General features: G+C 71.4%; 18 protein-coding genes and 1 pseudogene. 11 read left to right on the top strand and 8 right to left on the bottom strand.

The genetic code is table 11. From position 1 onward, the window contains the following. Positions 1–8: 8 nt before the first annotated feature. Together OG272_RS11835 and OG272_RS11840 are read left to right on the top strand one after the other, a co-directional pair. Positions 9–878: a glycerophosphodiester phosphodiesterase family protein gene (locus tag OG272_RS11835; RefSeq protein WP_326583583.1), complete on the top strand. Its 870-nt coding sequence runs from the start codon at positions 9–11 to the stop codon at positions 876–878. Positions 879–964: 86 nt separating this feature from the next. Continuing rightward, positions 965–1,519 (top strand): methylated-DNA--[protein]-cysteine S-methyltransferase, encoded by a 555-nt coding sequence (locus OG272_RS11840; RefSeq protein ID WP_326583582.1) that lies wholly within the window; start codon positions 965–967, stop codon positions 1,517–1,519. Between the two features lie 126 nt (positions 1,520–1,645). On the opposite strand, the gene OG272_RS11845 is transcribed toward OG272_RS11840, so the two are convergent. Further along, entirely contained in the window at positions 1,646–2,080 is a 435-nt protein-coding gene (locus tag OG272_RS11845) for a VOC family protein (protein WP_326583581.1), read from the bottom strand. Between the two features lie 93 nt (positions 2,081–2,173). On the opposite strand from OG272_RS11845, the gene OG272_RS11850 reads away from it, so the two are divergent. Next, positions 2,174–3,085 (top strand): pseudouridine-5'-phosphate glycosidase, encoded by a 912-nt coding sequence (locus OG272_RS11850; protein WP_327730252.1) that lies wholly within the window; start codon positions 2,174–2,176, stop codon positions 3,083–3,085. Between the two features lie 16 nt (positions 3,086–3,101). Further along, on the top strand, positions 3,102–4,046 hold the full coding sequence (locus OG272_RS11855; RefSeq protein WP_327730251.1) for a PfkB family carbohydrate kinase: 945 nt from the start codon (positions 3,102–3,104) through the stop codon (positions 4,044–4,046). 232 nt (positions 4,047–4,278) lie between these two features. On the opposite strand, the gene OG272_RS11860 is transcribed toward OG272_RS11855, so the two are convergent. Next, on the bottom strand, positions 4,279–5,076 hold the full coding sequence (locus tag OG272_RS11860) for a methyltransferase domain-containing protein (protein WP_326583578.1): 798 nt from the start codon (positions 5,074–5,076) through the stop codon (positions 4,279–4,281). 238 nt (positions 5,077–5,314) lie between these two features. Here OG272_RS11860 and OG272_RS11865 point away from each other — a divergent pair, with 238 nt between their 5' ends. Then, entirely contained in the window at positions 5,315–6,442 is a 1,128-nt protein-coding gene (locus OG272_RS11865) for a magnesium and cobalt transport protein CorA (RefSeq protein WP_326583577.1), read from the top strand. Positions 6,443–6,470: 28 nt separating this feature from the next. Here the strand turns inward: OG272_RS11865 and OG272_RS11870 are convergent, their stop codons facing one another. Further along, entirely contained in the window at positions 6,471–6,899 is a 429-nt protein-coding gene (locus tag OG272_RS11870; RefSeq protein WP_326583576.1) for a CBS domain-containing protein, read from the bottom strand. Positions 6,900–7,206: 307 nt separating this feature from the next. Further along, positions 7,207–7,848, bottom strand: a complete 642-nt coding sequence (locus OG272_RS11875; protein ID WP_405893240.1) for a uridine kinase — start codon at positions 7,846–7,848, stop codon at positions 7,207–7,209. 92 nt (positions 7,849–7,940) lie between these two features. Here OG272_RS11875 and OG272_RS11880 point away from each other — a divergent pair, with 92 nt between their 5' ends. The 3 genes from OG272_RS11880 (at position 7,941) to OG272_RS11890 (ending at position 10,907) form a co-directional block, all read left to right on the top strand. Next, complete coding sequence (locus tag OG272_RS11880; RefSeq protein ID WP_327730249.1) at positions 7,941–8,624, top strand: DUF2293 domain-containing protein; 684 nt, start codon at positions 7,941–7,943, stop codon at positions 8,622–8,624. 155 nt (positions 8,625–8,779) lie between these two features. Further along, complete coding sequence (locus tag OG272_RS11885) at positions 8,780–9,259, top strand: anthrone oxygenase family protein (RefSeq protein WP_326583573.1); 480 nt, start codon at positions 8,780–8,782, stop codon at positions 9,257–9,259. A 160-nt stretch (positions 9,260–9,419) separates the two neighbouring features. Beyond that, on the top strand, positions 9,420–10,907 hold the full coding sequence (locus OG272_RS11890) for a glutamate synthase subunit beta (RefSeq protein ID WP_327730248.1): 1,488 nt from the start codon (positions 9,420–9,422) through the stop codon (positions 10,905–10,907). A gap of 70 nt (positions 10,908–10,977) precedes the next feature. Here the strand turns inward: OG272_RS11890 and OG272_RS11895 are convergent, their stop codons facing one another. Next, positions 10,978–11,580: a carboxymuconolactone decarboxylase family protein gene (locus OG272_RS11895; protein ID WP_405893241.1), complete on the bottom strand. Its 603-nt coding sequence runs from the start codon at positions 11,578–11,580 to the stop codon at positions 10,978–10,980. Positions 11,581–11,621: 41 nt separating this feature from the next. On the opposite strand from OG272_RS11895, the pseudogene OG272_RS11900 reads away from it, so the two are divergent. Beyond that, positions 11,622–13,033: pseudogene (locus OG272_RS11900) on the top strand (PLP-dependent aminotransferase family protein). Positions 13,034–13,655: 622 nt separating this feature from the next. On the opposite strand, the gene OG272_RS11905 reads toward OG272_RS11900, so the two are convergent. The 3 genes from OG272_RS11905 to OG272_RS11915 all read right to left on the bottom strand — a co-directional run bounded on the left by OG272_RS11905 (position 13,656) and on the right by OG272_RS11915 (position 15,699). Further along, a complete protein-coding gene (locus OG272_RS11905) occupies positions 13,656–14,471 on the bottom strand; it encodes an SAM-dependent methyltransferase (protein WP_405896010.1) in 816 nt (271 codons plus the stop codon). A gap of 79 nt (positions 14,472–14,550) precedes the next feature. Beyond that, positions 14,551–14,829 carry a DUF397 domain-containing protein gene (locus OG272_RS11910; RefSeq protein ID WP_326583570.1) on the bottom strand — a complete coding sequence of 93 codons (279 nt, stop codon included), beginning with the start codon at positions 14,827–14,829 and terminating at the stop codon, positions 14,551–14,553. A 9-nt stretch (positions 14,830–14,838) separates the two neighbouring features. After that, a complete protein-coding gene (locus OG272_RS11915) occupies positions 14,839–15,699 on the bottom strand; it encodes a helix-turn-helix transcriptional regulator (RefSeq protein ID WP_327730243.1) in 861 nt (286 codons plus the stop codon). A 285-nt stretch (positions 15,700–15,984) separates the two neighbouring features. Between OG272_RS11915 and OG272_RS11920 the strand changes: the two genes are divergently transcribed. After that, the gene (locus OG272_RS11920; RefSeq protein ID WP_405893242.1) at positions 15,985–16,788 is read left to right on the top strand and encodes an ATP-binding protein; all 804 of its coding nucleotides are present in this window, start codon (positions 15,985–15,987) and stop codon (positions 16,786–16,788) included. Further along, entirely contained in the window at positions 16,779–17,249 is a 471-nt protein-coding gene (locus OG272_RS11925) for a hypothetical protein (RefSeq protein WP_326583567.1), read from the top strand. The genes OG272_RS11920 and OG272_RS11925 overlap by 10 nt, the downstream gene beginning before the upstream one ends. Positions 17,250–17,514: the final 265 nt, after the last annotated feature.

Consider the following 17,514-nt stretch of genomic DNA (forward strand, 5'->3'; position numbering starts at 1 on the left):
GAGTACGCATGCACGTGCGCGCAGTTGCCGCCGCGACCACCGCGTTCTTGGGGGCCACCGTCCTCCTGCTCCCCACTTCCGCCGCCCATGCGGCCGCCGACGCCGACAATCCGCTGGTCGTCGCGCACCGCGGAGCTTCCGCCTACGCGCCCGAGAACACCCTGGCCGCCGTCGACAAGGCCGACGAGATGGGCTTCGACTGGGTCGAGAACGACGTCCAGCGCACCAAGGACGGCAGGCTCGTCGTCCTCCACGACGCGACGCTTGCGCGTACGACCAACGCCGAGGAGCTCTATCCGGAGCGCGCGCCCTGGAGCGTGGCGGACTTCACCGCCGCGGAGATCGCGCGCCTGGACGCGGGCAGCTGGTTCAGCAGCAGCTACGCGGGCGCGCGCGTGCCGACGCTGGAGCAGTACATGCAGCGGGTGTCCCGCAACCACCAGAAGCTCGTCCTGGAGATCAAGAACCCCCAGCTCTACCCGGGTATCGAGCAGGAGACCCTGAAGGTGCTCGGCAACGAGGGCTGGCTCGGCCCGGCGCAGCTCACGAAACTGGTGGTCCAGAGCTTCAGCGCCGACACCGTACGGCGCGTCCACGAGCTGCGCCCGGCCGTGAAGACCGGCTTTCTCGGCACCCCGGACATCGCCGACCTTCCCGAGTACGCGAGGTTCAGCGACCAGATCAACTCCTCGTACACGACCATCTCCAAGTCCTATGTCGCCACGATCCACGCGCTGGAAGGTCCGCACGGGAACCCGTTGGAGATGCTCACCTGGACCGTGAACGACGCGGTCAACGCCCGCCAGGTGGCGGACTACGGCGTGAACGGCATCATCACCAACAAGCCGGACGTGGTCAGAGAGGCCACACAGGGCTGACGAGGCGATCCGCAGTCGGTGGCGTGCGGTCCGGGGGCGGAGCGCACGCCACGGTCGTTGTCGGTGGCGGCCCGTACGGTGTTCCCATGAACAGCCATGCGCAGGCCGAGCAGCAGGTGGTGTGGGCCGTCGTCGGCACGGACATCGGCCCACTGCTGCTGGCCGCGACGGACGACGGCCTGGTGAATGTCGTGTTCCACGCCACGGACGCGGTGCGCGACCGGACACTCGACCGGCTGGCCTCCCGCCTGGGCACCACCCCCGTGCAGGCCCCCGACAACCCTCAGCTGGCCGAGGTGATACGTCAGTTCGAGGCGTACTTCGCGGGCGAGCGGCACGACTTCGCGCTGCCGCTGGACTGGTCGCTGATCTCCGGGTTCAACCGTCAGGTGCTGCGCGAGCTCGCGTCCGGCGTCCCCTACGGCTCGGTCGTGGGCTACGGCGACCTCGCGCGCCGCGTGGGGCAGCCGGGTGCGGCCCAGGCGGTCGGGGTCGCGATGGGGTCGAACCCGCTCCCTGTCGTGGTGCCGTGCCACCGGGTGGTCGAGAGCGACGGCGGCATCGGAGGGTTCGGCGGTGGGCTGGAGACCAAGCGGAAGCTGCTGGCCCTGGAAGGGGTGCTTCCGGAACCCTTGTTCTGAGCCGGCCATGGGTGGCCTTTGCGTGCCCGTGTGTGGCCTTTGCAGATGAGGCACCGGAGGTGAGTACCACGGCGCGAATCGGTCATCGGTCGTCGTTCCGGCACACCGAGACCGGCCGGAAACCGCTCACGCCTGGTCGTAGTGGCGTGCCTCGAACACGTTGCCGTCCGGGTCCCGGAAGTAGAAGCTGCGCCGGGCCGCTCCACGCGCCCCGAAGGAGTCGTACGAGAAGTCCGAGACGGGGACCGCCCGTTCCTCAAGACGGGTGCGCAGTGCGTCGAAGGCGTCGGCGGGCAGGGCGAGGCAGACGTGATTGACCGGGTGGCCGGCGCTGCCGGCGGCGCCGGGCACCATTTTCATGGTCTCGGCCATGGCGAGCGGCATGAGGTCGAGGATGGTCTCGTCGTTGAGGCGTACGGAGGGGAAGGGGGCTTGTCCCGCCGCGTATGCGGTGACCCTCACGGGCTCCAGGCCGACGGCCTTCTCGTAGAAGTCGGCCGCGGCGATCGGCTCCTGGACCCACAGGACGACATGGTCGAGACGTGTCGTGTTCTCCTTCATGCACCTCAGGCTGGTGTCCTGCGCCACAAGGCGCAAGGGTTTGGCCGGACACGCCGTCCGCCAGGGATGAGGGAAGAACGACAGACAGGAGGCATGCACGTGCTGGTGGTGTCCGAAGAGGTGCGGGAAGCGGTCGACGCGCGTCGACCCGTGGTGGCGCTGGAGTCCACGATCATCGCGCACGGGCTGCCCCGCCCGCGCAATCTGCAGGTGGCGCTGGAGCTGGAGCAGGTCGTACGGCAGGAGGGCGCCGTACCCGCGACGATCGCCGTGCTCGACGGGCGGCCCCACATCGGCCTCGACAAGGAGCAGGTGGAGCGGGTCGCGAACGAGGACGGCATCCGCAAGCTCGGACACCGGGACCTGCCGCTGGCGGTGGCCTCGGGGGTGAGCGGGGCGACCACCGTGTCGGCGACCGCCCAGCTGGCAGCCCTGGCGGGCGTACGGGTGTTCGCGACGGGCGGGCTCGGGGGCGTGCACCGGGAGTGGACGGTGACCCAGGACGAGTCCGCCGACCTGGGCCTCCTCGCGCGCACCCGGATCACGGTGGTGTGCGCGGGCGTGAAGTCGATCCTGGACGTGCCGGCGACGTTGCAGCGTCTGGAGACGCTGGGCGTAGCGGTCGCGGGGTACGGCACGCGGCGCTTCCCCGGCTTCTATCTGTCCGACTCGGGTCATCCGGTGGAGTGGACGCTCGCCTCGCCCGGCGAGGTCGCGGACGTCATGCGGGCCCAGGACGCGCTCGACGGCCCCGAGTCGGCGCTGATCGTCGCCAACCCCGTGCCGGAGGAGGAGCAGCTCGACCCCGAGCTGCACGCGCGCGTGCTCGCCGAGGCGCTCCAGGCGTGCGACGCGGAGGGCGTCACGGGCCAGGCGGTCACACCGTTCCTGCTGGGCTATCTGGTGCGGCACACCGACGGCGCCTCCCTGAGCGCCAACCTGGCGGCGGTACGCGGCAACGTACGGCTCGCGTCCCGGATCGCGGCGGCCTGGGCCGGGGCGTGAGGTGGCGCGGCAGGGCGTGAACGGGCCCGAGGGTGGGGTGAGCGGGCCCGGTGGTGAAGCGGGCGGGGCGCTGCTCGTCGTGGGGGACGTCGTCACGGATGTCGTCGCCCGGCACCGCGGGCCGCTCGCGGCGGGCACCGACACGGCCTCCTCGATCCGGACGCTGCCGGGCGGGGCGGGCGCCAACGTGGCCTGCTGGGCGGCCCATTGGGGCTGCGCCGACGTGCGACTGCTCGGACGCGTGGGCACGGACGGGTCCGCGTGGCACGAACGAGAGCTGCGCGCTTCGGGGGTACGGCCCCACCTGGTCGTCGATCCGGAGGCGGCCACGGGGACGGTGATCTGTCTGGTGGACACGGGCGACGCGGCCGAACGCACGTTCCTCACGGACAGCGGTGCGTCTTTGCGGCTGGACCCTGACGACTGGTCGCCGTCCCTGCTCGACGGGGTCGCGCGGCTGCATCTGTCGGGCTATCTGTTCTTCTCCGAGCCGAGTCGCGCACTGGTGTCCGTGGCCCTGGAGTCGGCACGCGCGCGCGGGGTGCCGGTGAGCGTCGATCCCGCGTCGGCGGGGTTCCTCACACAGCTGGGCGTGGACCGTTTCCTCACGCTCGCCGAGGGCGTCGACGTGCTGCTGCCCAGCCGCGACGAGGCCTACCTGCTGACCGGACTGCCCGATCCGGCCGACGCGGCGGCCAAGTTGAGCCGTCTCGTTCCCCTGGTCGTGGCCAAGCAGGGGGCCGACGGTGCGCTGATCGCCCGCGGGGGCAGCGTCGAGTCACGGATTCCGGCGGCTCCCGCCGTGCCCCACGACACCACCGGCGCGGGTGACGCCTTCACGGGGGCGTTCCTGGCCGCACTGCTCGCCGGCGCGGAGGCCGAGGAGGCGGCGGCTGAGGGATGCAGGGCGGGGGCGCGGGCGGTGGAGAAGGTGGGCGGAAGGCCGCCGGGGGCCGGATGAGGTCTCGGCCCCGTGGCCGGCTGAAGCTGTGTCCGGTGGGCAGCTGCGACGATTCGCGGTACCCATGGGTCCGCATCGGGCCACCGCGTGCCGTGGTGCCGTCGTGCGGCTCCGTGGGCGTCGACGTGCGGGCACGCGACATCGACGCGGCGGCGCCGAGACGTCGATCGGGCAGCGCCGTAGGTCGTCGGGCGGTGGGTGCCCGCGCCCCGTCGTGGGGCGGGACATGCCGCTACGCCTTCCGTCCCCACGCCGAGATCAGCGGCGGGGCGACGACGTCCATCGTGCCGGAGGCCACGTTGGCCAGGTGCTGGTCGATCTCCTCCGCCGTGGCGTGGTGCGCCGTGACGAGCGCTTCGCGGAGCCGGTCGATGGTCGTCGCCTCCAGGGCGGCGCAGGCCGGTGCGGCGACGGGGAAGTACGCGTCGGCCTCCACCCCGCGCAGTCCCGCCGCACGCAGCAGGCGCGGGAGTCTGCGGCCGTGCGCCGGGTCGATTCCGCGTTCGGCGAGCAGCGCGCGGACGGCCTGGCGGAGCCGGTTGGCCAGCTGGTGCTCGGGGCCGGATTCCTCGAGACAGGCAAGGGGTTGGAGGGCGGTGTCGGCGTCCTCGATCAGGAGTCGTCCGCCGGGACGTAGAGCCTTGATCATCGACAGCAGCGCCTGCTCACGGTCCGGTGCGTGAGCCAGGGCGAGCCGGGCGTGGACGAGGTCGAAGCCGTCCCCCGGCGGCTGGTCGACGCCCAGATGGTGGACGAGGGCCTCCACCGGGGGGCGGGTGACCGAGGGAACGGCCCATGAGATGTCGGTGTCGGTCGCCATGACCTTGCCGGTCGGGCCGACCTTCTTGGCCAGCCAGGAGACCACGGAAGTGCCGCCCGCGCCGACCTCCCAGCAGCGCCAGCCGGAACCCAGGCCGAAGCCCTCCATGTGCCGGAACGTCGTGGCGTCGAAGAGCGCGGCGAAGGCGTCGGGGCCCTGCCCCGTCTCGGCCTGCCGGTGGTCGAGGAGATACCCGTCGGTTCGCATCATGCCGCGATCATCCCATTTGCCCGACTTGTCGCCGATGGCGACTCTCCCGCAGTCCTCCAGATCGCCCGGCGGCGACCGGACCCGAGGACCGGCTCGGAACGGCCGGGCAGATGGGACGTCTACAAGTGAAGCGGAACGCTCCGTTCCCACAGCCTTGTCCGGCTCTCGTGCGGCCCTGGCAAACTGGCGCGACAAGGCACGAAGTGCGGTGCGAGGAGATCCACGCAAGGAGATCCAGATGTCCATGGCAGGGAATCTGCGGAAGGTCACCGGCCTCGACAGGGTCGGCGGCCTTCGCAAGATGGCACGGCTGGCCCGACGGCGCCCGCGCGTCGACCTCAGCCACCCGGCCCGCTCCCCGCTGGGCACCTCGGTGGTGAACTGCGTGACGTACCACAAAGGCGTCCGCTCCCCCGGCGGCCGTGATGTCGTCGAGGCCGTCAAGCAGGTCCGCAGGCACGACCACGGCTTCGTCTGGCTGGGGCTGCACGAGCCGACGCAGCGGGAGTTCGCCGGCATCGCCGAGCTCTTCGACCTGCACCCCCTGGCGGTGGAGGACGCGGTCGAGGCCCATCAGCGCCCGAAGCTGGAGCGCTACGGCGACACCCTGTTCGCGGTGTTCAAGACGGTCTGCTACGTCGAGCACACCGAACTGACCGCGACCAGCGAGGTGGTGCACACCGGCGAGATCATGGTCTTCGTCGGCGCCGACTTCGTGATCACGGTACGGCACGGGCGGCACGGCTCGCTCGGCCCGCTGCGCGAGGAACTGGAGGCGAATCCGGAGCAGTTGACCAAGGGACCCGCCGCGGTACTGCACGCGATCGCGGACCACGTGGTCGACGACTATCTGAACGTCACAGACTCCGTCCAGACGGACATCGACCAGGTCGAGACCGATGTGTTCGCCGCGAACGGCGCGCGCGTCGACCCGGGGCGCATCTACCAGCTCAAGCGCGAACTGCTCGAACTGAAGCGGGCGGTGGCCCCACTCGCCCGTCCGCTCCTGGAGCTCACCACGCGACCGATCCGGGTGGTGGACCCGGAGATACAGGCCTACTTCCGGGACGTCTCCGACCACTTGCTGCGGGCCACCGAGCAGATCGCCGCATTCGACGAACTCCTGAACTCCATCCTGCAGGCGCATCTCGCGCAGGTCAGCGTGGCGCAGAACGAGGACATGCGGAAGATCACGGCATGGGCGGCGCTGATCGCCGTGCCGACCATGGTGTGCGGGGTCTACGGCATGAACTTCGAGCACATGCCCGAGCTGCACTGGAGGTTCGGCTACCCACTGGTCCTGGGAGTCATAGCCACCGGCTGCATCACCCTCTACCGGGGCTTCAAGCGCAACGGGTGGCTGTGACTGCCGCAGCGGGGAGTGATCGAGCGGGTCAGGGCGTCGCGCTCTTCGCGTAGACGCTCTCCACCCAGGCGGCGATCTGGTCGTCGGACAGATGATGGGCCAGGTCGGCCTCGCTGATCATGCCGACGAGACGCTTGTTCTCGATCACCGGGAGCCGACGGATCTGGTGCCCCTTCATCTCCTGGAGCACCTCGCTGATGTCGGCGTTCGCGTCGATCCAGCGCGGGGTGCCCTTGGCCAGCTCGCCGGCCGTGATCGTCGAGGGGTCATGGCCCAGGGCGACACAGCCGACGACGATGTCGCGGTCGGTGAGGATGCCACAGAGCCGTTCGTTCTGGTCGCTGATGGGGAGTGCTCCGACGTTCAGCTGACGCATCAGCTGGGCGGCGCGGTCCAGGGTCTCGTGGGCGGGGATCCACTGGGCGCCGCGGTGCATGACGTCTCCGGCGGTGGTCATGTAGTACCTCCCGGTGCCGGACGGCCGGCGCGGCGCAGGACGCACCGCTAGTCCCGGCGCCCTTCATTCTTGCCGCGACCGGGGTGAAGCGCACTCGGAAGGAGTCCTTCCCACCCCCGCACCGGACGTGGGTGCCTCAGGCGGCGAAGTGGACGATCCGCTCCGGGACGACCCGGATGATCACGCGGACCTCGTCGTCCCTCTCCGCCGGAGGGTCGATGCCGAGGTACGTGTGCGAAAGCTCGCGCGCAAGGCGTTTGTCCTCGTCGGGGAGTATCTCGGCGGTGTCGCCGAGGACCGCCGGTCGTCAGCCGTTCCAGGCCGGGTGCCGCGGGTCGTCGGCGCGCACCAGGACATCGGCGGTGGCGGCCGGGGCGGTTTCGGTCTCGTAGCGCTCGAAGGCGGGGAGGGTCCAGTGCTCGCCCTCGGGGGTGCGGCGGCGCAGGGCGCCCGGGGACAGGAGGACATGGACGGTCAGATCGAAGGGGAACCAGTGTTTGAGGAGGAGGGGACCGTGCGTCAGCAGGATCGCACCGGGCGGGAGCGGGACGTAGGGACTGCGGGTCGCGCGGTCGCTGGTGGGGTCCCAGAGGTCGGGCAGGACCCGGCCCGTACCGCCGGGATCGAGCGGGCCGAAGACCTCGCGCCACAGCGCGGCGGTGTCGAACCAGCCGTCGTAGTACGCCTCCACGTCCTCGTGGCCGTACTCGAACCGGAGCGAGGCGGGCCGGAGGAAGCCCTCGGTGCCCACGACGAGCGAGGACCGGCCGCGTATGCGCAGCGCCTCCGACACCCGGACGGCGAGGTCGCCCGGGCGGGCGGCCAGGGCGCCGTCGAAGGCGATGCGCGGCCAGGGCGAGCCGTCCTCCGGCTTCAGGTCGAGGAGGCGGTTGGCGAGGAGGTCGCCGAGCCGTTCCCAGGTGATCGCTTCGAATCGCACACGGCCCATGATGCCGCGCACGGCGAACCAGGCCCGAGTCGGCCGGGAGGCCGGCCCGACGACCGCGTGACCATGCGGCCACCCAGGGGAATGAACCGCGTATGGCAGCACTCGCTACTCCCCCGCCCCGTACCGGACTTGTCGTCGTGCAGGCACTCAGGAAGAAGCACTGCGCCGAGTGCCGGGGCGGCCCGGTGGCGATGCTGGTGCTGGAGGAGGGAGCGCCGCGCTGCCTCGACTGCGCGGACCTCGGGCACCTGGTGTTCCTGCCCCGGGGCGACACCGCGCTCACGCGGCGAGCCCGGGAGGAGAGTGCGCTGTCGGCCGTGGTCGTACGGTTCAACCGGCGCCGGAGCCGGTACGAGCGGCAAGGTGTCCTGGTGGAGGAGGCCGCGCTCGCCCGGGCCGAGGAACGATGCCTGGCGGACGCGGAGGCACGGCGCCGCCGTCGGCTGCGGGACGCACGGCGGCGGGCGGCGGAGGACGTGCGCTTCACGGACGCTTTCGCCACGGAGATACGGCGGCTGTTCCCCGCGTGCCCGGACGAGCGGGCCCGGGAGATCGCCGCCCACGCCTCGGTGCGCGGCAGCGGCCGCGTGGGCCGCAGCGCCGCGGGGCGCGCCCTGTCGGAGGCCGCGGTGACCTCGGCGGTCATCGCCTCCGTACGGCACGTGGACACGCCGTACGACCGGCTCCTGATGACCGGCATGGCCCGGTACGAGGCGCGACGGCGGATCGCGGGGGTGGTGGAGACGACGCTGCGGGGGTGGCGGGCGGCGGGCTGAAGCCCGGATGCGAGACCGCGGCAGAGCGGCGTGGACGCTCGCGCATGGGGCGCGCGTCTCGACCATGGTGACTGTGGCTGCACGGACGTTCGCTTGTGGTGACGGTGGGTGGAGTGCAGGATCTGTGGATTCGGGGGATCGAGGTGGGAGCGGACATGATCGATGGGCCGTACTTCGTACTGACGGTGCTGGGCCTGCTCGGGACGGCGATCGTGGCGGGTGTGTTCTGCGGGTTCTCGACGTTCGTGATGAAGGGGCTGGCGTCGTTGCCGCCGGCGCAGGGCGTGGCGGCGATGCAGGCGATCAACGTGAGCGCCCTGACACCCGCGTTCATGTTCGTGTTCGTCGGTACGGCGGTGCTCTGCGCAGTGCTGGCCGTCGTGACGTTCGTGCTGTGGCCGGACCAGGGAAGGGTGGAGCTGCTGCTGGGCAGCGTGCTTTATCTGTTCGGCTGCTTCGGGGTCACGATGGTGGCGAACGTGCCGCGCAACGAGACGCTCGCCAAGCTGGACGCGGGCACACGGGAGGCCGCGGCGTACTGGCGCGAGTACGTGAACCGGTGGACGACGTGGAACCACGTCCGGACGGTCGCCTCGGCCGCCGCGGCCCTGTCGTATCTGCTGGCGCTCGCCTGAGGCGGGGGCGGCGGACGCGTCGTATCGTGGCGGGAAGAGAGTGCCGCCGGTTGGCGTACAGCCACGCGCTTCGCGCCCTGCGCCCCATGCCCCGCCCGATCCGAGTCCGCCGGTGTACGGCCGTGCCCGTACGCGTACGCATCACGTGAGGGAGACGGCCATGGCCGATCCCAAGGGTTTTATGACCACGTCACGCGAGGAGTGGCCCCGTCGGCCCGTGGAGGAGCGGGTGCGGGACTGGGACGAGGTGTATGTTCCCGGGGCGCTTCTGCCGATCATCAGCAAGCAGGCCGACCGCTGTATGGACTGTGGGATCCCGTTCTGCCACGAGGCCTGTCCACTGGGGAACCTGATCCCCGAGTGGAACGACCTCGTGTCGCGGGAGGACTGGCGGGCGGCGAGCGACCGGCTGCACGCCACGAACAACTTCCCCGAGTTCACCGGGCGGTTGTGTCCCGCGCCCTGTGAGGCGGGGTGCGTGCTGGCGATCAACCAGCCCGCGGTGACCATCAAGAACGTGGAGGTGGCCATCGCGGACCGGGCCTGGGAGGACGGGTTCACGCCGCCGCGTCCGCCCGACCGACTGTCCGGGAAGACGGTCGCCGTCATCGGCTCGGGGCCCACCGGGCTGGCGGCGGCACAGCAGCTGACGCGGGCCGGGCACACGGTCGCCGTGTACGAACGGGCCGACCGGATCGGGGGGTTGCTGCGGTACGGGATCCCGGCGTTCAAGATGGAGAAGCGGCATCTGGACCGGCGGTTGGAACAGATGCGGGCGGAGGGCACGAAGTTCCGTACGTCGACCGCCGTGGGGAAGGACGTCGGAGCGGCGGAGCTGCGAGCCCGGTACGACGCGGTGGTGATCGCCACAGGCGCCACGGCGTGGCGGGAACTGGGCGTGCCCGGCCGGGAGTTGGACGGCATTCATCAGGCGATGGAGTATCTGCCGCTGGCCGACCGGGTGTGTGAGGGGGATCTGACGGTGTCGCCGTTGTCGGCGGCCGGGAAGCATGTCGTGATCGTCGGGGGCGGTGACACGGGGGCCGACTGTCTGGGGACGGCGGTGCGGGAAGGGGCGGCGTCGGTGACCCAGTTGGACATCTATCCGCTGCCGGAGGCGGAGCGCGACGAGGACGTCGATCCGTGGCCGACGTATCCGAAGGTCTATCGGCTCTCGGCGGCGCACGAGGAGGCGCGTGACCTTCGGTCGGCGCCGGCGGCGGACGCGGACGCGCGGCTCTTCGCGGCGTCCACGCTCCGCTTCACCGGGGACGAGACGGAGCATGTACGGGAGCTGCATCTGGTCGAGGTGGACGAACGGCGGCAGGCCCGGCCCGGTACCGGGCGGACACTGCCCGCCGATCTCGTCCTGCTCGCGCTCGGGTTCTCCGGGCCGGACCGTCAGGACGGACTCGTCGAGCAGCTCGGGCTGGCCCTCGACCCGCGCGGGACGATCACGCGGGGGCCGGACTTCGCGACGAACGTGCCCGGCGTGTACGCCGCCGGGGACGCCGCCCGTGGGCAGTCCCTCATCGTCTGGGCGATCGCCGAGGGGCGGTCGGTGGCCGCCGCGGTCGACCGCCGGCTGACCGGCGCGGACCGTCTCCCGTCACCGATCGGACCGTACGACCGCCCCATGACGGCGTAGCCGCCGACCGCGGGACGGGCCGCGACGGGATGAGGCGACCGAGGCGGGGAGGGCCGGCGGCGTCGAAGGCTCAGCGGGTGTCCGTGCCTGCTTGCTTGGCCGTGGAGAGGGCTATGCGGTTCCACGTGTTGATGGTGAAGATCAGGGCGAGGACGTGGGCCAGTTCGGTGTCGTCGAAGTGGGTGGCGGCTTCGGCGTAGACGTCGTCGGGGACGCCGCCGTCGGCGACGAGGGTGACCGCTTCGGTGAGGGCGAGCGCGGCCTGTTCGCGGGCGGTGAAGAAGTGCCGGGCCTCGCGCCAGACCGGGATCATGTGGAGCCGGTCCTCGCTCTCACCGGCCTTGCGGGCGTCGTTGGTGTGCATGTGGAGGCAGTAGGCGCAGTGGTTGAGGTGGGAAGCGCGGATCTGGATCAGTTCGACCAGGGCCGGGTCGATGCCCTCGCGAGCCGCCGCGTCGAAGCCGATGAGGGCGCGGAAGACGTTGCGGGCGGACTTCGCGAAGTCGAGGCGAGGGGGTGCGGCCACCGCCGGGGTTCCCACCGCCGCGCCGCTGTCGCTCATCCCGTTCGCCGCCATCCCGTTCGCCGCCGTCCCGTTCGTCGCTGTCACGTTCGCCGTTGTGGTGTTCGCCGTTGTCGTGTTGGTCGCTGTCGTGTTCGTCGTCATGACCATGAATCTATTCGATGGAAAGACCTGCCGTAGGGTGCATTTCTATGGTGGATTCATGGGTCAATTCGACGGAGCGGATCGGGGCCGATCTGCATCTCGAACTGTCCGGTGGGGGCGGGCGGCGGGCGGCGCTGATCCGGGCGCTGCGGGACGCGGTGCGCGGAGGCCGACTCGTCCGGGCACCCGGCTGCCCCCGTACCGCTCGCTCGCCGCGGACCTGGGCATCGCCCGCAACACGGTCGCCGACGCGTACGCGGAGCTGGTCGCGGAGGGCTGGCTGACGGCCCGGCAGGGGTCGGGTACCCGGGTCGCCGAGCGGGCCGAACCACTGGGCGCCCCCGCGCGCGTACCCCGGAAGGCGCCTCCACGCGCGCGGGGGCCCAGGCACCATCTGCGGCAGGGCACGCCGGACGCGTCGGCGTTCCCGCGGGCGGCCTGGGCCGCTTCGTACCGCAGGGCGTTGACGCAGGCGCCCAACGAGGCGTTCGGGCCGGGTGATCCGGCCGGCCGGGTCGAGCTCCGGGAGGCGCTCACCGCATACCTGGCACGCGCGCGTGGGGTGCGGACCGAGCCGTCGCGGATCGTGGTCTGCTCAGGTTTCGCGCACGCGCTGCGGCTGCTGTTCCACGGCCGGGTGCTGCGGGGGCCGCTGGCCGTGGAGTCGTACGGTCTGGGTTTCCATCGTGAGCTGCTGGCGGAGGCCGCCGTACGGACGGTTCCGCTGCCGCTGGACGAGGACGGTGCCCGGGTGGACGGGCTGGGCCGGGAGAGGGCCGTGCTGCTCACGCCCGCACACCAGTTCCCCACCGGTGGGCCGTTGCCTCCCGCCCGGCGGGCCGCTGTCGTGGACTGGGCACGCGCGCGTGGCGGGCTCATTCTGGAGGACGACTACGACGGGGAGTTCCGCTACGACCGCAAGCCGGTCGGGGCCGTGCAGGGCCTGGATCCCGAGCGGGTCGTGCACATCGGCTCGGTCAGCAAGAGCCTGTCGCCGGCGTTGCGGCTGGGATGGATGGTCCTGCCGGAGCGGTACGTCGACGCCGTACTGAAGGTGAAGGGCGAACGGGAGGCGTGGGCGAGCGGGCCGAAACAGCCGGCGCTCGCGGACTTCGTGGTCTCCGGGGCGTGCGACCGTCATGTGAGGCGTATGCGGCAGCGGTACCGGGCGCGGCGGGACCGGCTGGTCGCGGCCCTCGCCACGCACGCGCCGCGCATCGAGGTCACCGGGATCGCCGCCGGACTGCACGCCCTGCTGCGGCTGCCGCCCGGGACCGAGCGGTCCGCGGTGAAGGCGGCGGCCTGGCGGGGCGTCGTGCTCGACGGGCTGGCGGCGTTCCGGCATCCCGAGGCGACGGGGGACGCCCCGGACGGGCTCGTCGTGGGGTACGCGACGCCCCCGGAGCACGCGTACGGGGCGGCCGTGGAGGCGCTGTGCGGGGTACTGCCGCCCGGGTGAGCGGCTTGCGACGGTCGGCGGGCCGGAAGCCGGAGGCCTGCTGGCCTGCTGGCCTGGCGGCCTGGCGGTGACTCCCGGTCGACAGGAAATCGACGACGGTGGGACCAATGACGTCAGGAGGTACGTCACCGCTGTCACCGCTGTCACCGCAGGCGTCCACGATCCGGCGGTGCTCTGCCCCCATCCTTCGGTCCGTCGTCAGGCGTAGGGCCTCTCCCTCGCATCCCCTCCTGTTGGCGGCCGGTCCTGGAGGGTGCTCGATGACGACGCTCGACGAACGTCACGGAGAACACGGAGAAGGTGCGCACGGCGGGGCTCCGCCCCGGAGCGGCGGCACACTCCGTTCTCACGTCGTCGCCCTGAACCGGCCGACAGCCGCACTCCCCCTGCTCACGGGTTCCAAGGCCGCCCACCTCGCGCGAGCGGCCGGCGCGGGACTGCCGGTGCTGCCCGGCTTCGTGATCGCGCCCGGCGCACGCGCCTCGGACGGCTCACACGGGGGCGCAGGCGCCCGCAGACGCTCACAGACCTGATGACGCGGCGCAGACACCCGCAGTCATGATGACGCGGCGCAGGCCGAGAAGCCTGCGCCGCGCATGTCGTACGGCCGTCCACGCATGCCCTACGGCTTACGTGCCACCGCTCCGTATCCCGGGATGACCCCGTCGTCCTGTCCGGGGACGGGTTCGCCGAGTTCGGGGTGCCAGTGGTGGGGCACCTCGACGCCCGGGTCGACGAGTTCGAGGCCGTCGAAGAAACGGGCGAACTCCTCGCGGGAGCGCAGGGCCAGCGTGACGCCCGCGGCCTTGAGCTTCTCCACCGCCACCTTCGACTCCTCCGGAGTGAAGTCGGCGGTGGCATGGGTGACGACCAGGTAGCTGCCTGAGGGCAGTTCGGACATCAGCCGCTGGACCAGGGCGTGCGCGCCGTCCTCGTCGGAGACGAAGTGCAGCAGCGCGATCAGCGAGAGCGCCACCGGCCGGCCGAAGTCCAGCACCTTCTTGGCGCCTTCGATGACGGCGTGCGGGTCGCGCACGTCGGCCTGCAGATACTCGGTGCGCCCCTCGGGCGTACCGCGCAGCAGGGCCGCCGCGTGGGCCAGCACGATGGGGTCGTTGTCGCAGTAGACGACGCTCGCCTCGGGGGCGACCCGCTGGGCGATCTGGTGCAGGTTCGGCTCGGTCGGGATACCGGTGCCGATGTCGAGGAACTGGCGTACGCCGTTCTCCGCCAGCCAGCGTGTGGAGCGGTGCATGAAAGCACGGTTGACCCGTGCCATCACCGGCACCCGGGGGTCCAGGGCCAGCATCTGCCTGCCCATGGCCTCGTCGACGGGATAGTTGTCCTTGCCGCCGAGGTACCAGTCGTACATCCGCGCGGGGTGGGGTCTACTCGTGTCGATCTCGACGGGGGAACGCCCGCTCATGACGAACTCCATGGGGTTCTGCGGCAACAGGTGATCAACTCAGGGCCAACATAGGGAGATTGACTGAACAACAGGGAGTGCGCAACAAGCCTCACGACAGCAGGAAGTCGGCCACCCCCGCCTTGGCGCCCTGGATGAACGCGTTCATCTCGTCGGGCGTGTAGATCAGCGCCGGCCCGTCGGGGTCGGTGGACTGCCGTACGGCGATCCGGCCGTCGGCGAGCTTCATGGCCTCCAGGCAGTTGCCGCCGTTGCCCCCGCTCCAGGGCTTGTGCCAGCCCTCGCTGCCCAGCTCCCGGGCGGGCATGCCGTTGTAGACGCGTATGTGCGACTGCGTGCGCGTGCGCGACTGCGACTTGATGAATTCCATTCGGTGTCTTCAGAGCTCCTTGCGGAGATCCCGGAGGATCTCCTTCGTGCGTTGTGCCGTGGCGGCCTGCGCCGCCATGCGGTCCATGACCTCGAGGTGGGTCGCCACCTCGGAGCGGTCGTCCAGGTAGACGGCGCCGGTCAGGTACTCGCTGTAGACCATGTCCGGAAGTTCGGGCATGGCGAAACGGAACAGGACGAACGGCCCGTACGTGCCCGGGTGCGGTCCTGTGTCGAACGGGGCGACCTGGAGCGTCACATGGATCAGCTCCATGACCTCCAGCAGCCGGTCGATCTGGGCGCGCATGACCGCCGGCCCCCCGACGGAGCGGCGCAGGGCGGTCTCGTCCATCACGCACCACAGCCGGGGCGCGTCCTTACGGGTGAGCAGTTCCTGCCGTTGCATGCGCAGCGCGACATGGCGCTCGATGTCCTCGGGCTTGGTCTGGCCGATGGCGCCCGAGGTCATGACGGCACGCGCGTAGTCCTCGGTCTGCAGCAGTCCGGGGACGAAGTGGGGGTCGTAGCCACGGATCAGGGCGGCCGCGCCCTCCAGGCTGACGTACATGGAGAACCAGCCCGGCAGGATGTCGTGGTAGCGCTGCCACCAGCCGGGTTTGTTGGCCTCCTCGGCGAGCCGGACGAAGGTCTCGGCCTCCTCGTCCCCGACCCCGTACGCCTTCAGCAGGAGTTGGAGGTAGGGAATCTTGAGGGCGACCTCGGCCATCTCCATGCGGCGGACCGTGGCGGCGGCGACGTGCAGGATGCGCGCGGCGTCCTCGCGCCTGATGCCCGCGCGCTCGCGCAGGTCCAGCAGACGCCGGCCGAGCACGACCTGGCCGACCGTCGGCGCGGACCGCGGCTCGCTCATCTCGCTTCTCTCCCCTCTGACTCTGCGCTGACCTGCGGCGATTCCCGGCCTGTCCGGTCCGGACAGCCTTGCGGCGCCGTTCGGAGGCCTCGCGCGCCACGCAGGTCCGTGTACACAAACGAACACTGTGCGTGCATACGGACGATGTGCGAGGGATTTCCAACTGGCGCCGCTACACGTGCTGTTGCGTGCAGTGTGCCATGACCGTTCAGAGAGTCATACGGCACTCTGCAATTTTCAGAGTGACACTTGCCAAGTGTTCACGGCGGGGCGATAGTGGCAAGCGTGATTCCGCCCCCTGCGCCGTTAGGAACAGACGCCGCCGGAGACCGTGTCGGTCCCGGTCCGGCCGCCGGGGCGCGCCCCGAGACAATCGCCGAGCGCCGGTTTCGATTCGAGCTGGCCGCGCACCCGGGTGCCGTGGCCCAGGCCCGGCGCGTGACCCGTACCCAGCTCACCGGCTGGGCCCTCTGCGAGGACACCTGCGACACGGCCGCCCTGGTCGTGTCCGAGCTGGTGACCAACGCGATCGTGCACACCGCGAGCACCCAGATCGTCTGCGAGTTGCACGACGGCGACGACCTGGTACGCATAGCGGTACGGGACGAGGGCTGCGCTCCGGGCGAGCCGCACCCCTCGCCGCAGCGGCCCGAGGAGGAACACGGGCGAGGGCTGCTCCTCATAGAGTCCCTCTGTCGTTCCTGGGGGGCGCAGCCGGTCGGTCTGGGGCTTCTGGTGTGGGCGGATGTGCCACGTGGGCTCCTCACCGCCACCGTTCCGGCCGAGGTAGTGGTGGACATGGCAGCGGGCGCCGGCAGGGACAGGGATAGGGATAGGGACACGGCGGCTCGGTCCGATCTGGGCTGGGGCGCGAAGAAGCCGCCCTCGCAGGACCGGGACGGCGAGGCGGAGGCGTTCCGTTCGCCGGGCGCCGAGGCCTGTAGAGCCGCCGAAGCCCGCAGGGGCGCCGACGGCCGTGCGGTGGCCGGCCACCGTGCGGGTGCCGAACGCCGTACGGAAGTCGAACGCCGTACGGAAGTCGAAGTCCGGCCGGAAGTCGGACGGCGGACGGGGGCCGAATGGGTGTGAGCGGGTCGATCGGTCCCGCTCGGCCTCCCGGTGGGGGCAGAGTGGCCCGCGTGGTGAGCCTCGACACCCTGACCCGACTGCGCCGCGCCCAGCGTCCCGCCGCGCCGCCCCGCCCCATTCCCCTGCCCGACGGCATGACCGCGCCCATGGGGTGCGACGCGGTCGCCGTCCCGGCCCGCTTCGGGCCGATGGTCCTGCCCCGACTGCCCCGGGTGGGCTGCGTCTACGCCGACCGGGCGCACTGGTGGTGGATCGTGCCGGCCGACTCCGACTACGCGCTGGAGTGGCCGGCGCCGGTGCGCTACACCACCGGAGCGCTGGTCTCCGACGGTTCGGCCGTACCCGGGCTGATCCTGCGGCCGGAGGGGGCCATTCCCTATACGCCGCCGATACCGCTGTATCTGGCGTTGTGCCGGGCCACCGGGACCACGCCGTCCTGGTCCCGGACGATGACCGCGTAGAGCTCCGCTTCCGGCTGGGGGCGTCTTGTCAGGGGCTGCGCCCTGGATCCCCGTCGGCTTCGGGGACGTTCCGTTGTTTCGCGGCCGCGGGCGCGTGGGGGCCGGTCGCGCAGTTCCCCGCGCCCCTACGACGGGGCCTTCGGCCCGTCACAGGGGCGCCGCGGCGTACTTCCCGCTGCCTCTTCGCGCCCCGCGTGCTCCGGGCGGGTGGGGGCGGGGTTGTCGTGCGCCCTGGTGGGGGGTGGGGTGCGCCGGAATAGTGGCC

The organism is Streptomyces sp. NBC_00104, from assembly GCF_045160825.1.
Classification (GTDB): Bacteria; Actinomycetota; Actinomycetes; order Streptomycetales; family Streptomycetaceae; genus Streptomyces.

Bases quoted from the DNA above. Each gene is read 5' to 3' on its own strand.
- OG272_RS11835 (WP_326583583.1), top strand. From the start codon at position 9: ATGCACGTGCGCGCAGTTGCCGCCGCGACCACCGCGTTCTTGGGGGCC.
- OG272_RS11840 (WP_326583582.1), top strand. From the start codon at position 965: ATGAACAGCCATGCGCAGGCCGAGCAGCAGGTGGTGTGGGCCGTCGTC.
- OG272_RS11845 (WP_326583581.1), bottom strand. From the start codon at position 2,080: ATGAAGGAGAACACGACACGTCTCGACCATGTCGTCCTGTGGGTCCAG.
- OG272_RS11850 (WP_327730252.1), top strand. From the start codon at position 2,174: ATGCACGTGCTGGTGGTGTCCGAAGAGGTGCGGGAAGCGGTCGACGCG.
- OG272_RS11860 (WP_326583578.1), bottom strand. From the start codon at position 5,076: ATGATGCGAACCGACGGGTATCTCCTCGACCACCGGCAGGCCGAGACG.
- OG272_RS11865 (WP_326583577.1), top strand. From the start codon at position 5,315: ATGTCCATGGCAGGGAATCTGCGGAAGGTCACCGGCCTCGACAGGGTC.
- OG272_RS11870 (WP_326583576.1), bottom strand. From the start codon at position 6,899: ATGACCACCGCCGGAGACGTCATGCACCGCGGCGCCCAGTGGATCCCC.
- OG272_RS11875 (WP_405893240.1), bottom strand. From the start codon at position 7,848: ATGGGCCGTGTGCGATTCGAAGCGATCACCTGGGAACGGCTCGGCGAC.
- OG272_RS11880 (WP_327730249.1), top strand. From the start codon at position 7,941: ATGGCAGCACTCGCTACTCCCCCGCCCCGTACCGGACTTGTCGTCGTG.
- OG272_RS11885 (WP_326583573.1), top strand. From the start codon at position 8,780: ATGATCGATGGGCCGTACTTCGTACTGACGGTGCTGGGCCTGCTCGGG.
- OG272_RS11890 (WP_327730248.1), top strand. From the start codon at position 9,420: ATGGCCGATCCCAAGGGTTTTATGACCACGTCACGCGAGGAGTGGCCC.
- OG272_RS11895 (WP_405893241.1), bottom strand. From the start codon at position 11,580: ATGGTCATGACGACGAACACGACAGCGACCAACACGACAACGGCGAAC.
- OG272_RS11905 (WP_405896010.1), bottom strand. From the start codon at position 14,471: ATGGAGTTCGTCATGAGCGGGCGTTCCCCCGTCGAGATCGACACGAGT.
- OG272_RS11910 (WP_326583570.1), bottom strand. From the start codon at position 14,829: ATGGAATTCATCAAGTCGCAGTCGCGCACGCGCACGCAGTCGCACATA.
- OG272_RS11915 (WP_327730243.1), bottom strand. From the start codon at position 15,699: ATGAGCGAGCCGCGGTCCGCGCCGACGGTCGGCCAGGTCGTGCTCGGC.
- OG272_RS11925 (WP_326583567.1), top strand. From the start codon at position 16,779: ATGGGTGTGAGCGGGTCGATCGGTCCCGCTCGGCCTCCCGGTGGGGGC.